At 73.4% G+C, this 19,807-nt stretch carries 18 protein-coding genes; 6 read left to right on the top strand and 12 right to left on the bottom strand.

The genetic code is table 11. From position 1 onward, the window contains the following. Positions 1-8: 8 nt before the first annotated feature. The 11 genes from L3X23_RS33170 to L3X23_RS33120 form a co-directional block, all read right to left on the bottom strand. Positions 9-1,154 (bottom strand): thiolase family protein, encoded by a 1,146-nt coding sequence (locus tag L3X23_RS33170; RefSeq protein WP_237197464.1) that lies wholly within the window; start codon positions 1,152-1,154, stop codon positions 9-11. After that, positions 1,151-1,573, bottom strand: coding sequence for a Zn-ribbon domain-containing OB-fold protein (locus L3X23_RS33165; protein ID WP_237197462.1), 423 nt, complete (start codon positions 1,571-1,573; stop codon positions 1,151-1,153). The genes L3X23_RS33170 and L3X23_RS33165 overlap by 4 nt, the downstream gene beginning before the upstream one ends. Further along, positions 1,570-2,361 carry an SDR family NAD(P)-dependent oxidoreductase gene (locus L3X23_RS33160; RefSeq protein ID WP_255734041.1) on the bottom strand — a complete coding sequence of 264 codons (792 nt, stop codon included), beginning with the start codon at positions 2,359-2,361 and terminating at the stop codon, positions 1,570-1,572. Before L3X23_RS33160 ends, L3X23_RS33165 begins: the two co-directional genes overlap by 4 nt. Beyond that, complete coding sequence (locus L3X23_RS33155) at positions 2,358-3,617, bottom strand: acyl-CoA dehydrogenase family protein (RefSeq protein WP_237197460.1); 1,260 nt, start codon at positions 3,615-3,617, stop codon at positions 2,358-2,360. The genes L3X23_RS33160 and L3X23_RS33155 overlap by 4 nt, the downstream gene beginning before the upstream one ends. Next, the gene (locus L3X23_RS33150) at positions 3,614-4,471 is read right to left on the bottom strand and encodes an SDR family NAD(P)-dependent oxidoreductase (protein WP_237197457.1); all 858 of its coding nucleotides are present in this window, start codon (positions 4,469-4,471) and stop codon (positions 3,614-3,616) included. The genes L3X23_RS33155 and L3X23_RS33150 overlap by 4 nt, the downstream gene beginning before the upstream one ends. Continuing rightward, a complete protein-coding gene (locus tag L3X23_RS33145) occupies positions 4,468-5,514 on the bottom strand; it encodes a phosphotransferase family protein (RefSeq protein WP_237197454.1) in 1,047 nt (348 codons plus the stop codon). Before L3X23_RS33145 ends, L3X23_RS33150 begins: the two co-directional genes overlap by 4 nt. Before the next feature lie 86 nt (positions 5,515-5,600). Then, complete coding sequence (locus tag L3X23_RS33140; protein ID WP_237197452.1) at positions 5,601-6,389, bottom strand: enoyl-CoA hydratase/isomerase family protein; 789 nt, start codon at positions 6,387-6,389, stop codon at positions 5,601-5,603. Positions 6,390-6,447: 58 nt separating this feature from the next. Further along, entirely contained in the window at positions 6,448-8,940 is a 2,493-nt protein-coding gene (locus L3X23_RS33135; protein ID WP_237197450.1) for an ATP-binding cassette domain-containing protein, read from the bottom strand. Further along, positions 8,937-9,806: a branched-chain amino acid ABC transporter permease gene (locus L3X23_RS33130; RefSeq protein ID WP_237197447.1), complete on the bottom strand. Its 870-nt coding sequence runs from the start codon at positions 9,804-9,806 to the stop codon at positions 8,937-8,939. The genes L3X23_RS33135 and L3X23_RS33130 overlap by 4 nt, the downstream gene beginning before the upstream one ends. A 30-nt stretch (positions 9,807-9,836) precedes the next feature. Next, the gene (locus L3X23_RS33125; RefSeq protein ID WP_237197445.1) at positions 9,837-10,505 is read right to left on the bottom strand and encodes a nitroreductase family protein; all 669 of its coding nucleotides are present in this window, start codon (positions 10,503-10,505) and stop codon (positions 9,837-9,839) included. A 5-nt stretch (positions 10,506-10,510) separates the two neighbouring features. Beyond that, complete coding sequence (locus L3X23_RS33120; protein WP_237197443.1) at positions 10,511-11,707, bottom strand: ABC transporter substrate-binding protein; 1,197 nt, start codon at positions 11,705-11,707, stop codon at positions 10,511-10,513. A gap of 235 nt (positions 11,708-11,942) precedes the next feature. Between L3X23_RS33120 and L3X23_RS33115 the strand changes: the two genes are divergently transcribed. The 6 genes from L3X23_RS33115 (at position 11,943) to L3X23_RS33090 (ending at position 18,569) form a co-directional block, all read left to right on the top strand. Then, positions 11,943-12,692 carry an SDR family NAD(P)-dependent oxidoreductase gene (locus L3X23_RS33115; protein ID WP_237197439.1) on the top strand — a complete coding sequence of 250 codons (750 nt, stop codon included), beginning with the start codon at positions 11,943-11,945 and terminating at the stop codon, positions 12,690-12,692. 20 nt (positions 12,693-12,712) lie between these two features. After that, the gene (locus L3X23_RS33110) at positions 12,713-13,738 is read left to right on the top strand and encodes an alcohol dehydrogenase catalytic domain-containing protein (RefSeq protein WP_237197437.1); all 1,026 of its coding nucleotides are present in this window, start codon (positions 12,713-12,715) and stop codon (positions 13,736-13,738) included. Between the two features lie 82 nt (positions 13,739-13,820). Beyond that, entirely contained in the window at positions 13,821-15,140 is a 1,320-nt protein-coding gene (locus tag L3X23_RS33105) for an MFS transporter (protein ID WP_237197435.1), read from the top strand. Between the two features lie 158 nt (positions 15,141-15,298). Next, positions 15,299-16,750, top strand: coding sequence for an MFS transporter (locus L3X23_RS33100; RefSeq protein ID WP_237197432.1), 1,452 nt, complete (start codon positions 15,299-15,301; stop codon positions 16,748-16,750). A gap of 29 nt (positions 16,751-16,779) precedes the next feature. Beyond that, entirely contained in the window at positions 16,780-17,616 is an 837-nt protein-coding gene (locus L3X23_RS33095; protein WP_237197430.1) for an oxidoreductase, read from the top strand. 71 nt (positions 17,617-17,687) lie between these two features. Further along, positions 17,688-18,569: a helix-turn-helix domain-containing protein gene (locus tag L3X23_RS33090; protein ID WP_237197429.1), complete on the top strand. Its 882-nt coding sequence runs from the start codon at positions 17,688-17,690 to the stop codon at positions 18,567-18,569. Here the strand turns inward: L3X23_RS33090 and L3X23_RS33085 are convergent. Further along, the gene (locus L3X23_RS33085) at positions 18,535-19,752 is read right to left on the bottom strand and encodes an MFS transporter (RefSeq protein ID WP_237197427.1); all 1,218 of its coding nucleotides are present in this window, start codon (positions 19,750-19,752) and stop codon (positions 18,535-18,537) included. The two genes, L3X23_RS33090 and L3X23_RS33085, sit on opposite strands and share 35 nt — an antisense overlap. Between the last annotated feature and the right edge of the window lie 55 nt (positions 19,753-19,807).

Raw genomic sequence — 19,807 nt, 5'->3', positions numbered from 1 at the left:
CCGTGCTCCTAGCGGGTCAGGACCGTGCAGGCGGAGATGCCCGGCGCCCCGTAGACGTGGGTGAACCCGACCCGCGGGTCCCCCGGTACCTGGTGCTCGCCGGCGCCCCCGCGCAGCTGCAGCACGTTCTCGTAGACCTGCCGCAGCCCGGACGCCCCGATGGGCTCGCCGTTGGCGATGCAGCCGCCGTCGGTGTTGACCGGCAGGCGGCCCTCGATCGCGGTGGCGCCCGAGGCGATCAGGTCCTCCTGTTCGCCGTGGGCGCACAGGCCGGTCTCGGCCATGTGCATCAGCTCCGCGCCGGACTCGGTGTCCTGGATCTGCGCCACGTCCACCTCGGACGGCGCGATCCCCGCCGCGGCGAACGCCGCCGCGGACGCCTCGACGGTCGGCGAGTCCGCCCGGTCCGTCGCCAACCACGGCGAGAAGACCTCGAACGAGCCGTACCGCCTGCTGCGGAAGGCCGCGCCCTGCAGGAACACCGGCCGCTCGGTGTACTCGCGGGCCTTGTCCGCGCGGCACAGCACCAACGCGACGGCGCCCTCGGCGGGCGAGCAGTACATGTACTGGGTCAGCGGGTGGCTGATCATGGGCGCGGCCTCGATCTCCGCGGCCGGGATCGCCGTGCGCCGCCACGCCATCGGGTTGCGGGCGCCGTTGCGGAAGGCCTTCTCCGCGATCGTGGTGAGCACCCCGGGCTTGAGGTCGTGCTCGTGGAGGTAGCGCTGGATCTTCATGCCGAAGAACTGCGTCGTGATCATCATGCCGGTCTCGCCGTACCAAGGCCCGATGCCATGGACTGCGGGATCGGTGTTGAACGCGCCGCGCGGGTGCTTGTCGAACCCGATCACGATCCCGACGTCGTGCTGCCCGGACCGGATCGCCGCGTCCGCCGCGATCAGCGCCGATCCGCCGGTGGCGCAGCCGTTCGCCACGTTGATGAACGGCAGGCCGGTCAGCCCCAGCTCGGAGACCAGCGTGTCCGCGTCCCCCGCGGAGTGCGACCCGCCGAAGCCGAACCGCATGTCCGAGAACCGCAGGCCCGCGTCGGCCAGCGCGGCGCGGGCGGCGTGGACCGCCTGTGCCCGGCCGGACACCCCCTCGGTGCGGCCGAACCGGTGCATGCCGATCCCGACGATCGCGACCTCGCTCATGACGACACCCCCACGAAGGCGAACGTGTGCACGGGTTCCCCGGACCCGTCGTCCCGGAAGGGGGTCAACACCAGCTCCATGGGCATTCCGATCTCGAGCTTCTCCGGGTCCGTCTCGACGAGCCGGGTCTCCACGATCAGCTGGCCGGGCAGCTCCACGTAGGCCACGGCGTAGGGCTCGTAGGCGGCGGTGCCCGTGTAGGGCACCTTGGGGGTGAAGCCCTGCGAGGTCCAGGACCAGAGGGTCCCGGTCCGCGCGAGCGTCACGTCCACCATGGACGATCCGGTACACCGCGGGCAGCCGTCCTGCACGGGGAAGGTGTGGGCGCCGCAGTCCGTGCAGCGGCTGCCCCGCAGCGCGGGGCCCTCGGGGGTCTCGACGAACAGCGCGTCGTCGACCGTCGTCCTCCCGGCGATCACGGCGCGGCCAGCCGTCCGCCGTCGACGGCGAGCAGGGCGCCGGTCGTGTAGCCGGCGTGCGGGCCGCACAGGTAGAGCGCGGCGCCGACGATCTCCGACGGCTCTCCCACCCGCTTCGACGGCCAGTCCCGCGCCATCCGCTCGACCGCGGCCGGGTCCCAGGACTTGCTGATGTCCGTGGCGAACGGCCCGGCGAGGATCGTGTTCACCCGCACCGACGGCCCGTACTCCTGGGCGAACCCGGCGGTCAGGGTGTTCAACGCCGACTTCGCCGCCGTGTAGGGCAGGTCGCCCGCGGTGGGGCGCTGCGAACCCATCGAGGAGATGTTCAGCATCGCCCCTCCCCCGCGGGCCGCCATGCGCTTCCCCGCCGCGGCGAGCAGCCGGAACGGGCCCTTCACGTTCACCGCGAAGACCTTGTCGAACAGCTCCTCCGACACCTCGTCGAGGCTCGGGTACGTGGGCGCGATCCCCGCGTTGTTGACCAGCACGTCCACCGGGCCGAGGGCCTCCTCGACCTCGTCGAGGAGGGTGCCCAGCCGGTCCCAGTCCCCGACGTGCGCGGCGTGCGCGGTGACCCGGCGCCCCGTCGCGGCGGTCAGCTCCTCGGCCAGCGCCTCGCAGGCGTCCTTCTTGCGCGACACCACGGCCACGTCCGCGCCCGCGGCGGCGAAGCCGATCGCGATCTCCCGGCCCAGCCCGCGCGAGCCGCCGGTGACCAGGGCGGTCCGGCCCGCGAGGGGCTGCTCCGTGGCACGCGCGGCGGCCACGGCCTGCTCGATACTCATCTCGGGATGTCCTTCCACGCCACACCGCGGTCCGCGCGGGGCTCGGGCGGCAGCCCCAACAGGCGCTCCGCGATGATCGTGCGCTGCACCTCGTCCGACCCGCCCGCGATCCGGTAGCCCGGCGCGCCCAGGTAGTGCTCGGTCCAGCGGTAGGTGCCGTCGGCAGCGTCGGCGACCAGGCGGGGGCCCAGCACGGTCGCCGCCGCGTCGGACACCAGCTTCAGCCTCGTGGCCCAGGCCAGCTTGCGCAGCGAGCCGATCGGGCCGGAGACGGAGCCTGCGGAGTCGACCGTCGACGCTCGCTCGCCGCCCGCCAGGCGGGTCTCGCGGTCCCGTTGCGTCGACAGGGCGGCGATCTTCTCCGCGACCCACACGTCCGCCAGGGCGCGACGCACCTCGGCGTCCCCCGTCCGGCCGAGTGCGCGTGCGTCCGCCACGAGCTGGGTGAAGCCACCGCCCAGATCGACGTTCGCCCCGGAGCTGCCGCGCTCGAACCCGAGCGTGGCCAGCGTGACCCCCCACCCGCCGCCGACCTCGCCGAGGCGCAGCGAGTCCGGGATCCGGACCTCGTCGAGGAACACCTCGCAGAACGACGAGCCACCCGACATCTGCCGCAGCGGCCGCACGTCCACCCCGGGGGTGTCCATCGGCAACAGGAACGCCGTGAGTCCCTTGTGCTTCGGCACGTCCGGGTCGGTGCGGGCGATGAGCTCGCCCCACCCGGCGAACTGCGCACCCGAGCTCCAGACCTTCTGCCCGGTGACCACCCAGGAGTCGCCGTCTCGCACCGCCCGGGTCGACAACCCGGCCAGGTCCGAGCCCGCCGACGGCTCGGAGAACAGCTGACACGCCAGCGCCTCCCCGCGCAGCAGCGGCCGCACCAGCCGTTCCTTCTGGGCGTCGGTGCCGAACAGCTGCACCGTCGGCGCGATCAGCTCGGTCGACACCGACGTGAGCTCGTGCTGGCCGGGATGGGCGAACTCGCGCTCCACCTCGGCGAACGCCTCCTCGTGGAGGGTGGACAGCCCCGCGCCGCCCAGCTCGACGGGCCACGAGATCGCTCCGTACCCGGCGTCGAACTTCACCCGCAACCACTCCTGGATCCGCTCCAGCAGCGCCCGTTCCTCGTCGAAGGGCAGGTCGTGGAACACCGCCACGGAGCGGCCCGCGGCATCGCCCCGTGGCGGCAGGTTCTCGGCCAGCCACGTGCGCGCGGTGTCCGCGTAGTCGGCCAGCTCCTTCTCGTCCACCGTCATCGCGCCGTCCACCCGCCGTCGATCGCCAGGACCTGGCCGGTGCAGTACGTCGAGGCGGAGGACGCGAGGAACAGCAGGGCCCCGTCCAGCTCCGCGGGCGTGCCCGCGCGACGGACCATGGTGTTGCGCTCGATCCACTTCACGGAGGCGGGGTCGTCGAACATCGCGTCGTTCATCTCGGTGCGGAACCAGCCCGGGGCCAGTGCGTTCGCCCGCACCCCGCGGGTGCCCCAGTGCCCGGCGAGCTGGCGGGTCAGGCCGATGAGGCCGGCCTTGCCCGCCGCATAGCTCGCACCGCCCCGCGGTGCCGTGGCGACGACGCCGACGATGGAGCTGACGTTGACGATCGACAGCTCCCGACCGTCCGCGGCCCGCGCGGCCAGCTGCGCCAGGTGGAAGGGACCGGTCAGGTTGGTCTCGAGCACCTGGGCGAACGCGGCCGACTCCTCGTGCAGCGGCTTGGCGCCGCTGCCGACGCCCGCGTTGTTCACCAGGACGTCCAGCGGGCCGGTCTCCCCGACGATGCGCTCCATGAGCGCCACGCGGTCGGCCTCGGACGAGACGTCCCCGGCCACCGGGCGGATGCGCGGCTCGCCCGCGGCCAGGGCCTCGAGCCGCTCCTTGCGCCGCGCGGCGGCCCACACGATGGCGCCCGCCGCGGCGAGGGTCCGCGCGAACCGCGCCCCCAGACCGGACGACGCCCCCGTGACGAGAGCGGTCCGGCCGGTCAGGTCGAAGATCTCGGCGGGCGTCCAGACGCGCTGTGTCGTCGGTTCGCTCGCAGGCTCGCGCTGTGTCGTCGGTTCGCTCGCAGGCTCGCGCTGTGCTGTCGGTTCGCTCGCACGCTCGCTCATTGGCCCTCCCCCAGCAGCCTGCGGGCGTCCCGGATCATCGCCGCGATCGCCGGGGGCAGGGTCTCCTGCACCGGGTCGTGGTGCTTCCCGGTGCGGTGGCGCACCAGGTTGTGTCCCATGATCGCGGCCATCTTCATCCGGCCGAACGCCCGGAACCACACCTCGTCCTGCCGCGTGCCCCCGTCCGTGCCGCGGGCGGCGCGGTACTCGGCGCCGAGCTCGTCCTCGGTCGGCAGGCCGGGGACGACCCGCCCGGAACCGGGGAACAGCGCACCGTCGGTGAACACCCCGAACCAGGCCAGGTCCACGCGCGGGTCGCCGAGTCCCCAGATCTCCCAGTCGACCAGTGCGGACGGGGCCTCGCCCACGAACAGCAGGTTGCCCAACCGGAAGTCGCCGTGGACCACGGTGGGGGCCACGGCGGCCGGGACCTCCGCGGCGAGCCGGGCGAGCAGCTCCGCCGACCCGGGCCGGAGGTCGTCCGGGACCGCCTGCATCGTGCGGGACCAGCGCTCCAGCTCCTCGGCCGGTGCCGCCACCGCGGGCAGCTCGGCCCCGGTCCCGGAGACCGCACGGGCCAGGTCGTCGAGCGACACCGCGTGCAGGGCACCGAGCACCCGCGCCGCGGCCAGCATCCGGGTCCGGGCCAGCTCGGCGGTGATCGGCCCAGCGGTGTTCGGCCCAGCGACGTCGAGCACCGGCTCCACGGCCTCTCCGGCCACCAGGTCCATCGCGAACCACGCGGGCTCGGCCTCGTCGCGGGCCCGCACCCCCGGCAGCGGGACACCGCGACCGGCGAGCGCCGCCAGCGCGGTGGCCTGGTGCAGGACGTCGTTGCGCCCGACGGCGCGGCGGCCCGGCGGCACCGCCTTCACCACGACCCCGTCCGCGGCCGACCGCAGCGCGTACGTGAGCCCCGACCGACCGCCCTCGAGGACGGTCAGCGGTCCCGCGTCCGGCACCGCGAGCGCGGTGCGGACGCGCGCGGCGAGCTCGGGATCGGCGTCCTGCACGGCCTCGGTGGTCGACGTCGACCTGGTCATGTCACTCCTTCAGCGACTCGAGCCGGATGCGCCCTCGGCGGGTCGGGGGTCCGGGTCCGGATCCCCGACCCCGGTGGTGGGCGGGGTCAGCGACCCGTCCACTTCGGGTCGCGCTTCTCCAGGAAGGCCGCGACCCCCTCGGCGGCGTCGTCCGAGTTGAGGGTGACCCCGACCGCCAGGTGCTCCAGGACCATCAGCGAGGCGATGTCCGCGTCGAGCCCGCGGTCGACCGCCATCTTGGTCAGCTTCATCTGGAACGGGCTCTTGTCGGTCAGGTGGCTGATGAACTCCTCCACCGTCGCGTCGAGCTCGGCGGCGGGTGCGCTGAGGTTGATCAGGTCGAAGTCGGCCGCCTGCGCACCGGAGAGCAGCTTGCCGGTCAGCATCAGCTCCTTGGTCTTGCGGATGCCGATCATGCGCGGCAGGCGGTAGATCGGGCCCGCGCCGCCGAACAGCGCGCGCCGGATGTGGAAGTCCCCGATCTGGGCGCTGTCGTCCGCGATCGCGAAGTCGCACGAGATCATGACCTCGAAGCCGCCCGCGGTGACGTACCCCTCGAGCACCGCCACCGACGGCTTGCTCATGTTGTAGAAGCGGTCGCAGACCTTCGCCGAGACGACGGCGACGTCCATCGCGGTGCTGGACCCGATGAAGTCCGCCTGCAGGCTGTCCAGGTCGAAGCCCGAGGAGAAGGTGTTCCCGCGCCCCCGCACCACCACGACCCGCAGCTCCGGGTCGGCCTCGATCTCGGTGATGTACTCGTCGAGCTTGTGCAGCATCGGCACCGTGATGCAGTTGCGCTTGTGCGGCCGGTTGAACCAGATCCGGGCGACGTGACCGTCGGGCTCGAGCTGGATGTCGTCTTCGACTGCCATTTGGTCCTCCAACTTGAACTGAATTCATCTCAGATACTCGGTCCCGGTGGCACCGATGTCAAGGCCGAACCGGGTGCTCCGTGGAACTCGCGCCGAAGTAGGCCCGTTCGGCCCGCACGGCGAAGCTCGGGTCCTCGGGCGAGCCGGTCGCGCCGATCACACCCTCGTGCAGGACGACGACCTCGTGGGCGACCGTGAGCGCGCGGGTGAGCAGCTGCTCCAGCACGACGACCGTCACGCCGTCCTCGGCCAGCCCGGCGATGCGGCCGTAGACCTCGTCCACCAGCGCGGGAGCCAGGCCGAGCGCGGGTTCGTCCACCACCACCAGCCGCGGGTCGGCGATCAACGCCCGCGCCACGGCCAGCAGCTGCTGCTCCCCTCCGGACAGCGCGGCGGCGGGCAGCCCCAACCGCGTTCGCACGCGTTCGGGCAGCCACTCGGCCGCGTCGTCGATCCGGCTGCGGAGCTCGCGGCCCTTCACCCCGGCCGCGTAGCCCGCGACCTCCAGGTTCTCGCGGACCGACAGGCTCCGGAACAGCGCCCGGCCCTCCGGGACCAGGCTGCTCCGCACCGGTTCCGGCACGGTGCGTTCCCCCGCGGTCGGGGTGAGCGCCCCGTGCAGGATCTGGCCCAGGGTGCTCTTCCCCGCCCCGTTCGCCCCGACGACGGCGAGGACCGCCCCGCCGCGCACCACCAGGTCGATGCCGTCGAGGGCCGTGACCCCGCCGTACCGGTGGGTGACGCCCGTCAGGCTCAGGACCGGTTCGGCTCCCGCACGGACGAGCGGACGCGGACGCTCCGCCGTCGTCACCCCCAGGTAGGACCGGCGCACCTGCTCGTCGGCCATGACCTGGTCGGGGGTGCCCTCGCCGATCGGGCGGCCGAAGTCGAAGGCGACGACCCGGTCGGCGACCGCGAACAGGTCCTCGAGGACGTGGTCGATGATCACCACCGAGGTGCCCGCCGCGCGCACCCGTCCGATCTGGGCGGCCAGCAGCCCCCGCTCGGCGGAGTCGAGCCCGCCGAAGGGCTCGTCCATGATCAGCAGCCGGGCGTTCTCGGCCCGCGCGCGGGCGAGGTCGAGCCGCTTCTGCGGCCCGAACGGCAGTTGGTCGGGATGGCGGTCACCGAGACCCGCGAGCCCCACCTGCGCCAGGAGCGCCTCGACCGCGCGACGCCGGTCGGCGGTGACCCACCGGCTGGTACACAGCAGGTTCTCGGCCACGGTCAGCTCGCCGAAGACCTCCGCATGCTGGAAGGTGCGGCCGATCCCGAGCCTGCGCCGTCGGGTCGCGCGGACCCGGAACAGGTCGGCGCCCGCGAACGTGGCCGAGCCGGTCGTCCGACCGCCCGAGAGCAGGCCGCACAGCGCGTTGACCAGGGTGGTCTTGCCCGCGCCGTTGGGTCCGATGATCGCCACGACCTCACCGGGTTGCACCGTCAGCGACACCCCGTCCAGGGCCTGCAGGCCGCCGAAGGCGACCCCGAGGTCGCGGACCTCGAGCTCGGCGGTGTGACTGCCGACCGCAGGCGGGTCCGCCGTGGCCGGGGGCGGCTCCGGGACCGTCTCGGACGGGGGCCGGATGCGGCGGACGAGCGTCCGCAGCAGGGCGCCGAGCGACGGGACGACCCCGGTGGGGAGCAGCAGCAGGGTGAGGATCAGCAGCGCACCCTGGAGGATGAGCTGGTCGATGCCGAGCAGGCCCGCGAGGGTGGGCGCGAAGGCGAGGAACACCCCGCCGAACACCCCGCCCGCGACGGCCCCGACCCCGCCGAGCACCGCGGCCGCGACGCTGTTGATGCCCAGCGTGAGGGAGAACGTCTCGGGGCTGACGAACCCGGTGATCAGCCCGAGCAGCACGCCCGCCAGCCCGGTCGCGGCCCCGCTGACCCCGAACGCCAAGGCGCTCTGGGCCTCCGGGGCCACGCCCACCGAGCGGGCCACGACCGGGTGCGACTTCGCCGCGACCATGCGCATCCGCAGGCTGGTCGACCGGGCGAGCACCGCGATCCCGACGACGACGCCGGCGGTCAGGATCGCCGCGACGACGGCGTCGGCGCCGCCACCGGCCAGCGTGCCCCCGAAGAGGCTGGACAGCTCGCCGACGGGTGCGCCCTGGTCGCCACCGGTGACGTCGACCCAGCGGTTGATCACCTCGAGCGCGACGAGACTGAACGCCAGCGTGAGCAGGGCGATGTAGAGCACGGAGAACCGGGCGCCCGCGAAGCCGAGGAACGCACCACAACCGCCCGCGAGCACCATCGCGACCAGGACGGTCGGCTCCAGCGCCCAGCCGTGCGACGACCCGAAGGCCACGGTGTAGGCCCCGATGGCGAACAGGGCCGGGTGCCCGACCGACCAGATCCCCGCCCAGCCCGCGAGCAGGCCGACGCTGAGCACCAGGACGGTGTAGGTCGCGGCCAACGCGACCGAGTAGGCCTGGTAGGCGGGCAGCGCACCCCCCTCGATGGCCACCACGAGCAGGACCGCGGCCAGCGGGGCGAGCAGCGCCCGCACCGCGAGCCGCCACGACCACAGCACGGCGTTCACACCCTTTCGAAGCTGCGGGTGCCGAAGAGTCCCTGCGGCCGCAACAGCAGGATCAGCACGGTGAGCACGAACACGAACGTGTCGCGGAAGTTGGCCGACACGTAGGACGCGGCCAGGTTCTCGAGGACGCCGATCGTGACGCCCCCGATCACGGCGCCGTGCATGCTCGTGAGGCCGCCGAGGAAGATCCCGGCGAAGGCGCGGAACAGCGGCGCCGAGAGCACCATCGGCGCCAGGCCGACCTTGGGGACGTAGAGCACCGAGGCGAGCGCGGCCAGCCCGAGCCCGAGCGCCCAGGCGATCCGCGCCACCTTCTGCGCGGGCACGCCGATGATCTGCGCGGTCGTGGCGGACTCCGCGGCGGCGCGCATGGCCGAGCCGAGGGTGGTGCGGGTGAACAACCAGCCCACCGCCAGCATCGCGACGGCGGACACCCCGATCACCACGAGGTCCTGGGTGGCGAGCGCCGCGGAGCCGATCGTGACGCTCCCGTCCACCAGCGGGGGGAAGGCCCGGGGCTCGGTACCCCAGACGTCGGCGACCGTCGCCTCGACGACCAGCGAGACGCCCATGGTCATCACCAGCGCCGCGAACAGCCGGCCCGTGCCCAGCGGGCGGAGCAGCACCTCCCGCACGATCAGCCCGACGACGACGGCGACGAGCACCGCCGCCAGCAGACCGGCCCACACCCCCAGCCCGCGGTTCACCACCGTCAGCGCCACGTACACGGCCAGCGTGGCCATGCTCGCCAGCGCGAAGTTCACGACGTCGGTCGCCCGGTAGATGATCACCAGGCCGAGACCGAGCAGCCCGTACACGGCACCACTGGCGATACCACTCACCACGACGAGGAACAGATGGTCCATCGGAGTGCTCCTCTCAGGCCGGCTCGGCGATCAGGCCGGCGACGGCCGGGGGACGCGCGAGGTCGGGGTCCCACCGGTCCCAGTGCACGACCTCGTCGACCGCGGGACGCAGGGCGGGCCGCTCGTGAAGGCCAGCGGTGTCAGACAGACCTGTTGCACCGTCTCGAACGGGATGCCGAGCAGCTCCGCCACCTCACGCTCACGGGCGAGGTGCATCGTCGTCCAGCAGGTCCCGAGTCCGCGGGCACGAGCCGCGAGCATGAAGCTCCACGTCGCGGGCAGCACCCCACCGAGCAGTGACGCGCTCGCGAAGGCGGGCACCCCGTCGAGCCGCGCCCCGTCCAGACAGGCGAGGACGAGGGTGCCGACCTCGTGCAGGGCCCGCTCCAGGGCGTCCGCGGAGCGCCCCGTCCGCCGCTGGACCTCGGCGGACGCGGCGTCCGCCGTCGCGACCCGGCCGATGTATCCCGCCGACTCCACGTACGAGTTCGTGTAGATGTCGGAGTAGATCTCCGCGACGGCGGTGCGCACGGCGGGGTCGCGGATCACCACGAACCGGGTCCGGGGGACGTTGGACCCCGCCGGGGCCTGCACCGCCAGCTCGACACACTCGCGCACCAGCTCGATCGGAACCTCGCGGGACGGGTCGAGCCTGCGCCGCACCGCCCTCGTCGTGGCCAGGAGCTCGTCGGCGTCCACCGACGTCAGCCCCGGTCCGGGGCGCTGACGAAGTCGCCGACGGCCGTCCACTGCCCGCCCTGGACGGTCACGCGCTGCACGTCACGGGTGCCCACGTGCCGGTCCGCGGAGAACGACATCGTCGGGGCGACGCCCGTCTCCACGGCCGTCGCGTTGCGGTAGGCCTCCGCGATCGACTCCGCGGTCACCGGGCCCTGGATCGTCTTCGCGACCTCGGCGAAGACCGCCGCGTTCGCATAGCCCAGCAGCGTGGAGTAGTCCGCGGGCTGGCCGGGTGCGTACTTCGCCATGACCTCGCGGAACTGCGCCATCGCAGGGCCGGGGTCGCTGGGCGCCCGCACGAGCGACACCGCGCGGAAGTTCTCGGCCGCCGATCCGGCCAGCGTCACGACCGTGTTCGACGCCAGGGGCGCGTAGCCGTACGCGGGCAGGGTGACACCCTGGAGCTGTGCCGCCTTGAGGTAGGCCGCCGCCTCCGGCGCCGGGAGGATCAGCATCACGGCGTCCCCGCCCAGCGCCTTGACCTGGCTGACGGCCGGCGCGAAGTCGGTGGTCCCGAGCTTGACGGGCACCGCGGTGGTCGTGGCCGCGGCGTCGGTACGGGCCGCCGCCGGGCCGATCTGCGCCGCGACGTCCGCGAATGCCTTCGGGTCGTCGTGCACCACGACGAGCTTGCGCGCCCCGGACTCGACGGCCCACTGCGCCATGGCCGCGGCCTGGTCCTCGTAGAGGGTCTGGGTCCCGAAGAGCAGGGGCCGGGCCGGGTCGTACCAGGTGGCCACGCCGCCGTAGTGGTCGACGATCGGGATCTTCGACTGGTCGAGGACGAAGGGGAACGCCGCCTCGGAGGGCGCGACGCCGTTGGCGTTGACGATCGCCACGACCCCGTCCTGCCCGACGAGTGCGCGGGCGGCCTGCACCGTCTGCTGCGGGTCGTAGGCGTTGTCCTTGACGATCCAGTTCACCTGGCGGCCGTTGATCCCGCCGTTGTCGTTGAGCCAGCTGAAGTAGGCCTTCGCCCCCTCCATCTGGGGCACCCCGGAGGCGGCCTGCGCGCCGGACAGCGGGATCCACGCACCGATCGTGATCGGGCCGGACCCGTCGCCGCCCGCGGCGGACTGTCCCCCGCCACCGCACGCGGCGATCGCGAGGGTCAGCGCCGCGGCGAGGATCGCGAGCGCGCCCTTCCGTCGTATGGTCATCCCTACTCCTTTGCAGAGACGGCAAACTGAGATGACTTCAGTTTGATTCGGCGGGAACGATAGAGTGCGGTGGCACACACCACAAGCGTCCATTCGGCGTCTGAACAGAACAGATGCACCTCCTCGCCGCGTCCTCGACTCGGCCGTGATCGACTCCGGTGTCCGTGGACAGGCTCGATGCACTGGCAATATCATGAATCGATCTCAGTTCGAGGTCACGGTCGAAGGAGACAGCGTGGTGGCACGGTTCGCGGGACGACGAGCACTCCTCACCGGGGCGACCGGCGGGCTCGGCACCGCGATCGCTGGCCGGCTCGTGGCCGAGGGCGCCTCCGTCGCCCTCACCGACACCGATGCCGACGCGTGCGCCCGGCTGGCGAAGGAGCTGGACGGCGAGACCCTCGCCCTCCCGCTCGACGTGGCGGACGAGGCGGACTGGGCCACCGCCGTCGCGACCGTCGAACGGGAGTGGGACGGCCTGCACGTGCTGGTCAACAACGCGGGGATCGGCAGCCTCGGGACCGTCGAGGACGAGCCCCGTGAACGCTGGGACCAGGTGGTGGCGGTCGACCAGCTGGGCACCTGGCTCGGCATGAAGCACGCCGGGCCGCTGATCGAGCGCAGCGGCGGCGGCGCCGTGGTCAACGTCGGATCGATCCTCGGCGCCACGGGCGGGCTCGCGAACAGCTTCTCCTACGCCGCGGCCAAGGGCGCCGTCCACTCCATGACCCTCAACGCCGCGCTCCACTGGGCCACCCGCGGCGTGCGGGTGAACGCCGTGGTCCCCGCCTTCATCGGGACCGCCCCGCTCCTCGAGCGCTTCGGGGGCACCGAGCGGCACGCGGAGATGGTGGGGAACACCCCGATGGGCCGACTGGGACGACCGGAGGAGGTCGCGGCCGCGGTCGCGTTCCTGGCCTGCGACGACTCGGGGTACACCACCGGCTCCGAGGTCTTCGTCGACGGCGGCTGGTCGGCCCGGTGACCGGGCCGACGATGCGCGCGATGCGGAGGACGACCACCGGGGCCGAGCTCGTCGAGATCCCGGTCCGGACGCCCGGGACCGGCCAGGTCCGACTCGCCGTGCTGGCGGCGGGGGTGTGCCACTCGGACCTGCACGTCGTCGACGCCCCGGTGGCCTGGGAGCTGCCCTTCACCCTCGGCCACGAGGTCTGTGGGCGGGTCGTCGAGACCGGGCCCGGCGTGGATCAGACCCTGCTCGGACGGCAGGTCGTCGTCTACGCGCCGTACGGCTGCGGCGACTGCGCGCGCTGCCGGGCGGGCGCGGCGAACTACTGCGACCACCGCCGCACCCTGCCCGCCGCGGGGGTCGGCCTCGGGATCGACGGCGGCATGGCCGACGAGCTGGTCGTCGACGCCTGGCGCCTCGTCCCCGCCGACGGCCTCGATCCCGCGTTCGCCGCCGCACTGACCGACGCGGGGCTGACCTCGTTCCACGCCGTGTCGGGCGGCCTCGACCGGCTCGACCGCCCCGACGCCCTCGCGGTGGTGATCGGCGTCGGCGGGCTCGGGCACCTCGCCGTCGGCATCCTCCGCCGACTCACCGAGGCCCAGGTGATCGGCGTGGACAGCCGCCCCGAGGCCGTCGAACTGGCCCGCGAGTGCGGCGCGACGGCGGCGGTCGCACCGGGCGACGCCGCCGACGCCGTCGCCACGATGTCGACGGGGCGCGGCGCCGACCTGGTGATCGACTGCGTGGGCGCCCAGGCCACCGAGGAGCTCGCCGCCTCGGTGCTGCGCCCGGCGGGCGACCTGGTGATCGTGGGCAGCGGCGGCGGCGCCCTGCCCCTGTCCAAGCCCGGCCCCCTCCCGTCGGGGGCGCGGGTCCGGCTCCCGTTCTGGGGCACCCGCCCCGAGCTGGTCGCGCTCGTGGACCTCGCCCGCACCGGCGGTCTCCACACCCGGGTCACCGAGTTCGGCCTCGACGACGCGCCGGCGGTGTTCGACGACCTCCGCCGGGGGCGGATCACCGGGCGGGCCGTGCTCGTCCCAGCCCCCCGCCACTCTTGAACTGAGATCAGTTCATCTCTAGATTGGGTCCGTCCCGCACCGTCGGTGCCGGGACCGCACGTGCCAGCGCGAAGGAGCGCCCATGACGCAGACACCGGAAGACGCGACCCGCATCGGCCGTCGAGCCAGTCTCGCCGCGGCCGTCGGAACCGCCATCGAGTACTACGACTTCGCCGTCTACGGCTACCTCGCCGTCGTCCTGGCCCCGCTGTTCTTCCCCAGCCAGGACGGCCTGATCGGGGTGCTGAGCACCCTCGCCGTGGTCGCCAGCGGATTCCTGGCCCGGCCGCTGGGCGGCCTGTTCTTCGGTCGGCTCGGCGACCGGAAGGGCCGCCGGGCGGTCCTGATGGCCACGGTCACGGTCATGGGCATCGCGACCGTCCTCACCGGCCTGCTCCCCACGTACGCCACGATCGGCGTGTTCGCCCCGATCCTGCTGACGCTCCTGCGCATCCTGCAGGGCTTCTCCGCGGGCGGGGAGATCGGTGGGGCCGCGTCCCTGTCCACGGAGTCCGCCCCGTCGAAGCGTCGCGGGCTGTTCGGGTCCGCCACCTCGGTCGGGATCTCGCTGGGCCTCGCGGGCGCGGCGGCCGTCGTCGGGACCCTGACGAGCCTCACCTCCCCCGAGCAGATGGCGAGCTGGGGTTGGCGCATCCCGTTCCTCATCGCCGGCCCGCTCCTCGTCGGCGCCGTGCTGTACCGCATGCGGGTCGAGGACTCGCCCCTGTTCCAGGAGCTGGTCGAGCACTCCGAGCCCACCAAGGCACCGATCTCCGAGGTCGTCCGCGAGCACAAGGCGGCCACCGCGCGGGTGGTGGGCATCGCCTACGCGACCATGACCACCGGGGGCCTGTCGTCGGTGTACCTGCTCGTGCACCTCTCCGCGGTGCTCGGGTACTCGCTGTCCGGTGCGCTGTGGCTGATCGTGCTCATCGTGCTGATGCCGCTGGGGCTGATCCCCTGGGCGGGTTCGCTCAGCGACCGCTTCGGGCGGCGACGGGTCCTGGCCGCGGGCCTGGTCGGCTTCCTCATCCTGGGCGTGCCGTGCTTCTGGGTGATGCAGCAGGGCTCGCTGCCGCTGGCCATCCTCGCGGCGCTCGTGCTGAACATCCCCTTCGGCATCCAGCAGGGCGTGGTCTACACCCAGTACTCCGAGCTGTTCCCGACCCGGGTGCGCTACACCGGTGTCTCCCTGGGCTTCAACATCGGCGGCGTGATCGGCTCCGGCCTGGTCTCGGTCATCGCGACCTCGCTCGTCGCCGCGACCGGCAACAGCCTCTCGCCCTCCTGGTACCTGGTGTTCGCCGCGGTCGTCGGGCTCCTCGTGGTGGCCACGATGCGGGAGACGTCCAGGTCCGACCTGTCCTCCGCCGTGCCCACCCCCGCCGACCAGAAGGCGTGACGCTCCCGTCCGTCACCGCCGGGGCAGGCGACTGAGCCCCGGTCGGCGGTAGGTGGGTGCAGCGCACCCTCCCGGTCCGGCGGTCCGTCCTGCGAGGGTCGAGGTCGAGTCGCGGGCCGCACCGGCCTGCGAACGCACCCCAGGACGGAAGCATCACGATGACGAACGGGAACGAGTCCGGCTCGGCGGGACGGACCTGGCTCGGCGTCGCCACCCTGCTGGTGGGCACGCTGTTGCCTCCGTTGGACTTCTTCATCGTCAACCTCGCCATCCCGTCCATCCGGGACGAGCTCGGCGGCGGGGACCTGCTGGGCAGGCAGGTGGTGGCCGCCTACGCCGCGACCTATGCCGTCACCCTGGTCCTGGGCGGTCGGGTCGGCGACCTCTACGGTCGCCAGCGCGTGTTCCTCGTCGGGCTGATCGGGTTCGCGCTGGCCTCGCTGCTGTGCGGCATCGCGCCCGCACCCGCCGTGCTCGTCGCGGGGCGCATCCTGCAGGGTGTCACCGCGGCGTTGATGGCGCCGCAGTCGCTGGCGCTGATCCGGGCCGGCCTCACCGGACGGCAGCAGAGCATCGCCCTCGGGTTCCACGGCGCCGTGTTCGGCCTCGCCGCCGTGCTGGGTCAGTCCCTGGGCGGGCTGCTGGTCGCCGCCGACGTGTTCGGTCTCGGCTGGCGCACCATCTTCCTGATCAACCTGCCCTTCGCGGCGATCGCGGTCGCGGGGAGCCTGCTGCTCCGCGCGCCGCGGCCGGACCCCACCGAGCTCCTCGACCTCACCGGCGCGGTCCTGCTGTTCGGCGGCCTCGCCGGGATCGTGGTTCCGCTGGTGGAGGCGGAGTCCCTGGGGTGGCCGTGGTGGTGCTGGGTCGTCCTCGTCGCCGGGGCGATCACGCTGGCCGGGTTCTGGCGCCGTCAGCACCGCCTCGCCCACGACGCCCCCGACGCCCCCGACGGCCCCGCCCTGCGGGTGCGGCCACTGGTCCCCCCGGCCGCGGTCACCGCCGCCGGGGTGCGCGGCGGGCTCGTGGCGCTGCTGCTGTTCTACTCGATCGCGGCGTTCTTCCTCGCCTTCTCGACCTACCAGCAGGCGGCGGGCCGCAGCCCCTTCCAGGCCGGTCTGGACATCCTCCCGCTGGGCGTCGGCTTCCTCGTCGGCCCCCTGACCGTCCACCGCCTGAGCGGCCTGCTCCCCCGCGGCCTCGCCCCGCTCGGCCTGGGCCTGGAGGCCGCGGGGTTTGTGGCCTTCGCCGCCCTGGCCGCAACCCTCGGGCAGACGGCGTGGACCGCGGTGCCGCTGGCGGTCATCGGCTTCGGGCAGGGGCTGGCCTTCCCGTCGCTGATCCGGCTGACGGTCGCGCGCGTTCCCGGCCGCTACGCCGGGCTCGCGAGCGGCCTCGTCAGCGCCACCCTCCAGATCAGCGCGGCCCTTTCGGTGGCGGTCATCGGGACCGTCTACTCCGCCGTCGCGGAGGCGGGTGGCCAGACCGCCGCGATCACCACCACCGCGCTGGTCATCGCGGCGCTGCTGCTCTCCGCGGCGGTGCTCGCGCGCTCGGTCGCGGCCGTCCCGGCCACCGACACCCCCGCACCCCGGCTCTCGACGCACTGACTCTCGACGCACTGAAAGGCGGTCGCACCATGTCTCGCAGATGGCTCATCACCGGATGTTCGGGCGGGCTCGGCAGGGTCCTCGCCGAAGCGGTCCTGGAACGCGGGGACCGGGTCCTGGCCACGGCCCGCGATCCACGGACGCTGGAGACCCTCGTCGCCCACCACCCGCAGACCTGCCGCGCGACGACCCTCGACGTCACGAGGGCGGGCGACGCGGCCGCGGCGGTCGCACTCGCCGAGCGGGAGTTCGGCGGCCTCGACGTCCTGGTCAACAACGCGGGCCACGGCCTGGTCGGGGCGATCGAGGAGGGGACGCCCGCGGAGTACCGCCCCCTGTTCGAGACCAACGTGTTCGGCGTGATCGAGACGACCCGGGCCGCCCTGCCCGCGCTGCGCGCGAGCGGCGGGGGCCGGATCGTCATGATGTCGTCCGGTGCCGGGATCGCCGGCTCCGCGGGGAGCGGCTACTACAACGCCACCAAGTTCGCGGTGGAGGGTCTGTCGGAGGCGCTGGCCCAGGAGGTGGCGCCCTTCGGGATCGCGACGACGATCGTGGAGCCCGGCCCGTTCCGGACCGAGTTCCTCGGCCGGTCGATGCGGATGGCCGCGGCCGAGATGCCGGAGTACGCCGAGACCGCCGGGGGCCGCCGCCGGTACCGCGCCGACCACGACGGGCGGCAGGCGGGCGACCCGCAGAAGGCGATCGACGTCCTGCTCCGGGCGGTCGACGCCGAGCGCCCGCCGCTGCACCTCCCCCTCGGCGACCGGACCTACTCGCTCGCCCGGACCAAGTTCGCGGCCTTCCTCGAGTCGATGCAGGAGTGGGAGCCGCTGGCCTCCACCACCTCCTTCGACCCGGCCTGAGCAGGCTCCGGCCGCCCGACTGGGAGTGCCACACCCTCCCTCTCGGCAGGTCCGCGGGCTACCGTCGAGGCATGAACCGGGGTGTGGAGCGCGGCGCTGGGCGGGGTCCCGTACTGGGTGAGTTCCTGGCCGCCCGCCGGGCCCTGGTGTCCCCGGCGACCGTCGGGCTCCCGGACGACGGCGCCCGGCGGGTGCCGGGGCTGCGCCGCGAGGAGGTCGCCCTGCTCGCCGGCGTCAGCACCGACTACTACATCCGCCTGGAGCAGGGCCGTGAACGGCATCCGTCGCGTCAGGTGCTCGAAGCCCTGGCGGGCGCGCTGCGCCTGGACGAGGACGCGGCCCGCCACCTCTACCGGATCGGTCTGCCCGCCGTGCAGGCCCTCGCCACGGAGCCGACCACCACGGTCGCCGCCCCGTTACAGCAACTGCTCGACCGGATGCCCACGGTGCCCGCCTTCGTCGTCGGCCCCGGCCAGGACGTCCTGGCCGCCAACGCCCTCGCCGAGGTCCTCTACCGCGGGTTCGCCCGCTTCGACAACCTCCTGCGGATGATCTTCCTCGACCCGTACGCGCGCGAGTTCTACGCGGACTGGGACAGCTGCGCGAGCGTCGCGGTGCGCAACCTGCGCGCCACCACCCTGGTGCCCGACGGGCGCACCGAGCAGATCATCGGCGCCCTCACCGTGCGCAGCCCGGCCTTCGCCGCCCTCTGGGCCCGCTACGAGGTCGGCCCCCGCATCCAGGAGGACAAGCACTTCCACCACCCGGACGTCGGCGAGATCCGGCTGCACTTCGAGAAGCTCACCATCGACAGCGCGCCCGGGCAGCACCTGGCGGTCTACACCGCCGAACCGGGCACCGCCGCCGCCGACGGCCTGGCCCTGCTCACCAGCCTGGCCGCCGAACGGGAGCTCCCGGTCACTCGAGGACGCGGCCCTTCGTCTCCGGGCTGAGCAGGGTCGTGACCACCCCGATCAGCACGAGCACGACCGAGTAGACGGAGAAGACCCACACGAGGTCGTGGCTGCTGAGCCAGGTCAGGACGTACGGCGCCGTGCCACCGAAGATCGCGACGATGAACGAGTACGGCACCCCGATCCCGGAGGCGCGCACCGAGGTCGGGAACAGCTCGGCGAAGTAGGCGGGCATGATCCCGACGAACGCGCCGAGGAAGAACAGCGCCACGACCATGATCCCGAACATGCGCCACGCCGAGTCGTTCAGCGCGGCCATCAGGGGGTAGGACAGCAGCACGAACGCGACACCGATCCGCGCCAGGCTGCGCTTGTTCTCCGCCAGCCCGCGCAGCAGGTCGCGCAGGGTCCCGCGGGACGCCGCGGCCGCCGCGGGGCTGCCGGCGTCCTCCCCGCCGTCCTGCCCGGTGAACGCCTCGGACTCGGGCAGGGTCCGCCGCAGGTACAGCGCGACCAGCCCGAGCAGGCCGCCGATCAGGAACGGGATGCGCCACGCCCAGCTCTGCAGCGCCTCGGTCCCGAACAGGCTGCTCGCGGCCGCCCCGATCAGCGACGCCAGCACGATGCCCGCAGTCACCGAGACGTAGAGGCTGGTCGACCAGAGGCCGCGGCGCTCCCGCGGGGCGATCTCGGCGATGTAGGTGTACGACGCGGCGATCTCGCCGCCGTGGGCCAGGCCCTGCGCGAGCCGGGCGAACACCAGGATCGCCGCCGCCCACGTCCCGATCTGCGCGTGGGTCGGGGCGACCCCGATGAGCAGGCTGCCCGCCGCCATCAGGACCATGGCCACTCCGCCGAGCACGACCCGACCCGGGACGGCCGCGGCCGTCACCACCGGCCACGACGACTCGGCGAACTTGTGCTTGACGTAGCCGGTCCCGTCGGGGCACGCCGGGATCCGCACGCCGACGACGAGCTCGTCGGGGGCGAGGTCCGGCGTCATCGGGCCGGCGAGGAACCGCTCGGCCGGGACCGTGCGTGTTCCCGTCGCGCTCCGGACGAGCACCTCGGCCCGGAGCGCGACGGCGGCGGTGGGTGCGTCGGACTGAGGCCGGGCGGCGCAGAGCGCCCCGACCAGCGTGCCCGCTCCTCTGACTCCGACCCGGTCACCGAGGCGGTCCGCGCCCGGGCCCGGTCGCCCTGCCGGGCCGAGGTCCCGCACCGAGGTTGCGTCTGGGGGACCGAATCGGAGCCGACGCGGCTTTGCCACGGTGGTG

Origin of the sequence: Pseudonocardia sp. WMMC193, assembly GCF_021728735.1 — a bacterium.
Lineage (GTDB): Bacteria > Actinomycetota > Actinomycetes > Mycobacteriales > Pseudonocardiaceae > Pseudonocardia > Pseudonocardia oroxyli.
The sequence above is the reverse complement of the archived record's forward strand: the minus strand, read 5'-3'. Positions and strand labels throughout refer to the sequence as shown.

What these genes read in the sequence shown, in the direction of transcription:
- L3X23_RS33170 (WP_237197464.1), bottom strand. Translation starts at nt 1,154, where the DNA reads ATGAGCGAGGTCGCGATCGTCGGGATCGGCATGCACCGGTTCGGCCGC.
- L3X23_RS33160 (WP_255734041.1), bottom strand. Translation starts at nt 2,361, where the DNA reads ATGAGTATCGAGCAGGCCGTGGCCGCCGCGCGTGCCACGGAGCAGCCC.
- L3X23_RS33155 (WP_237197460.1), bottom strand. Translation starts at nt 3,617, where the DNA reads ATGACGGTGGACGAGAAGGAGCTGGCCGACTACGCGGACACCGCGCGC.
- L3X23_RS33150 (WP_237197457.1), bottom strand. Translation starts at nt 4,471, where the DNA reads ATGAGCGAGCGTGCGAGCGAACCGACAGCACAGCGCGAGCCTGCGAGC.
- L3X23_RS33145 (WP_237197454.1), bottom strand. Translation starts at nt 5,514, where the DNA reads ATGACCAGGTCGACGTCGACCACCGAGGCCGTGCAGGACGCCGATCCC.
- L3X23_RS33140 (WP_237197452.1), bottom strand. Translation starts at nt 6,389, where the DNA reads ATGGCAGTCGAAGACGACATCCAGCTCGAGCCCGACGGTCACGTCGCC.
- L3X23_RS33130 (WP_237197447.1), bottom strand. Translation starts at nt 9,806, where the DNA reads ATGGACCATCTGTTCCTCGTCGTGGTGAGTGGTATCGCCAGTGGTGCC.
- L3X23_RS33120 (WP_237197443.1), bottom strand. Translation starts at nt 11,707, where the DNA reads ATGACCATACGACGGAAGGGCGCGCTCGCGATCCTCGCCGCGGCGCTG.
- L3X23_RS33110 (WP_237197437.1), top strand. Translation starts at nt 12,713, where the DNA reads ATGCGGAGGACGACCACCGGGGCCGAGCTCGTCGAGATCCCGGTCCGG.
- L3X23_RS33105 (WP_237197435.1), top strand. Translation starts at nt 13,821, where the DNA reads ATGACGCAGACACCGGAAGACGCGACCCGCATCGGCCGTCGAGCCAGT.
- L3X23_RS33100 (WP_237197432.1), top strand. Translation starts at nt 15,299, where the DNA reads ATGACGAACGGGAACGAGTCCGGCTCGGCGGGACGGACCTGGCTCGGC.
- L3X23_RS33095 (WP_237197430.1), top strand. Translation starts at nt 16,780, where the DNA reads ATGTCTCGCAGATGGCTCATCACCGGATGTTCGGGCGGGCTCGGCAGG.
- L3X23_RS33090 (WP_237197429.1), top strand. Translation starts at nt 17,688, where the DNA reads ATGAACCGGGGTGTGGAGCGCGGCGCTGGGCGGGGTCCCGTACTGGGT.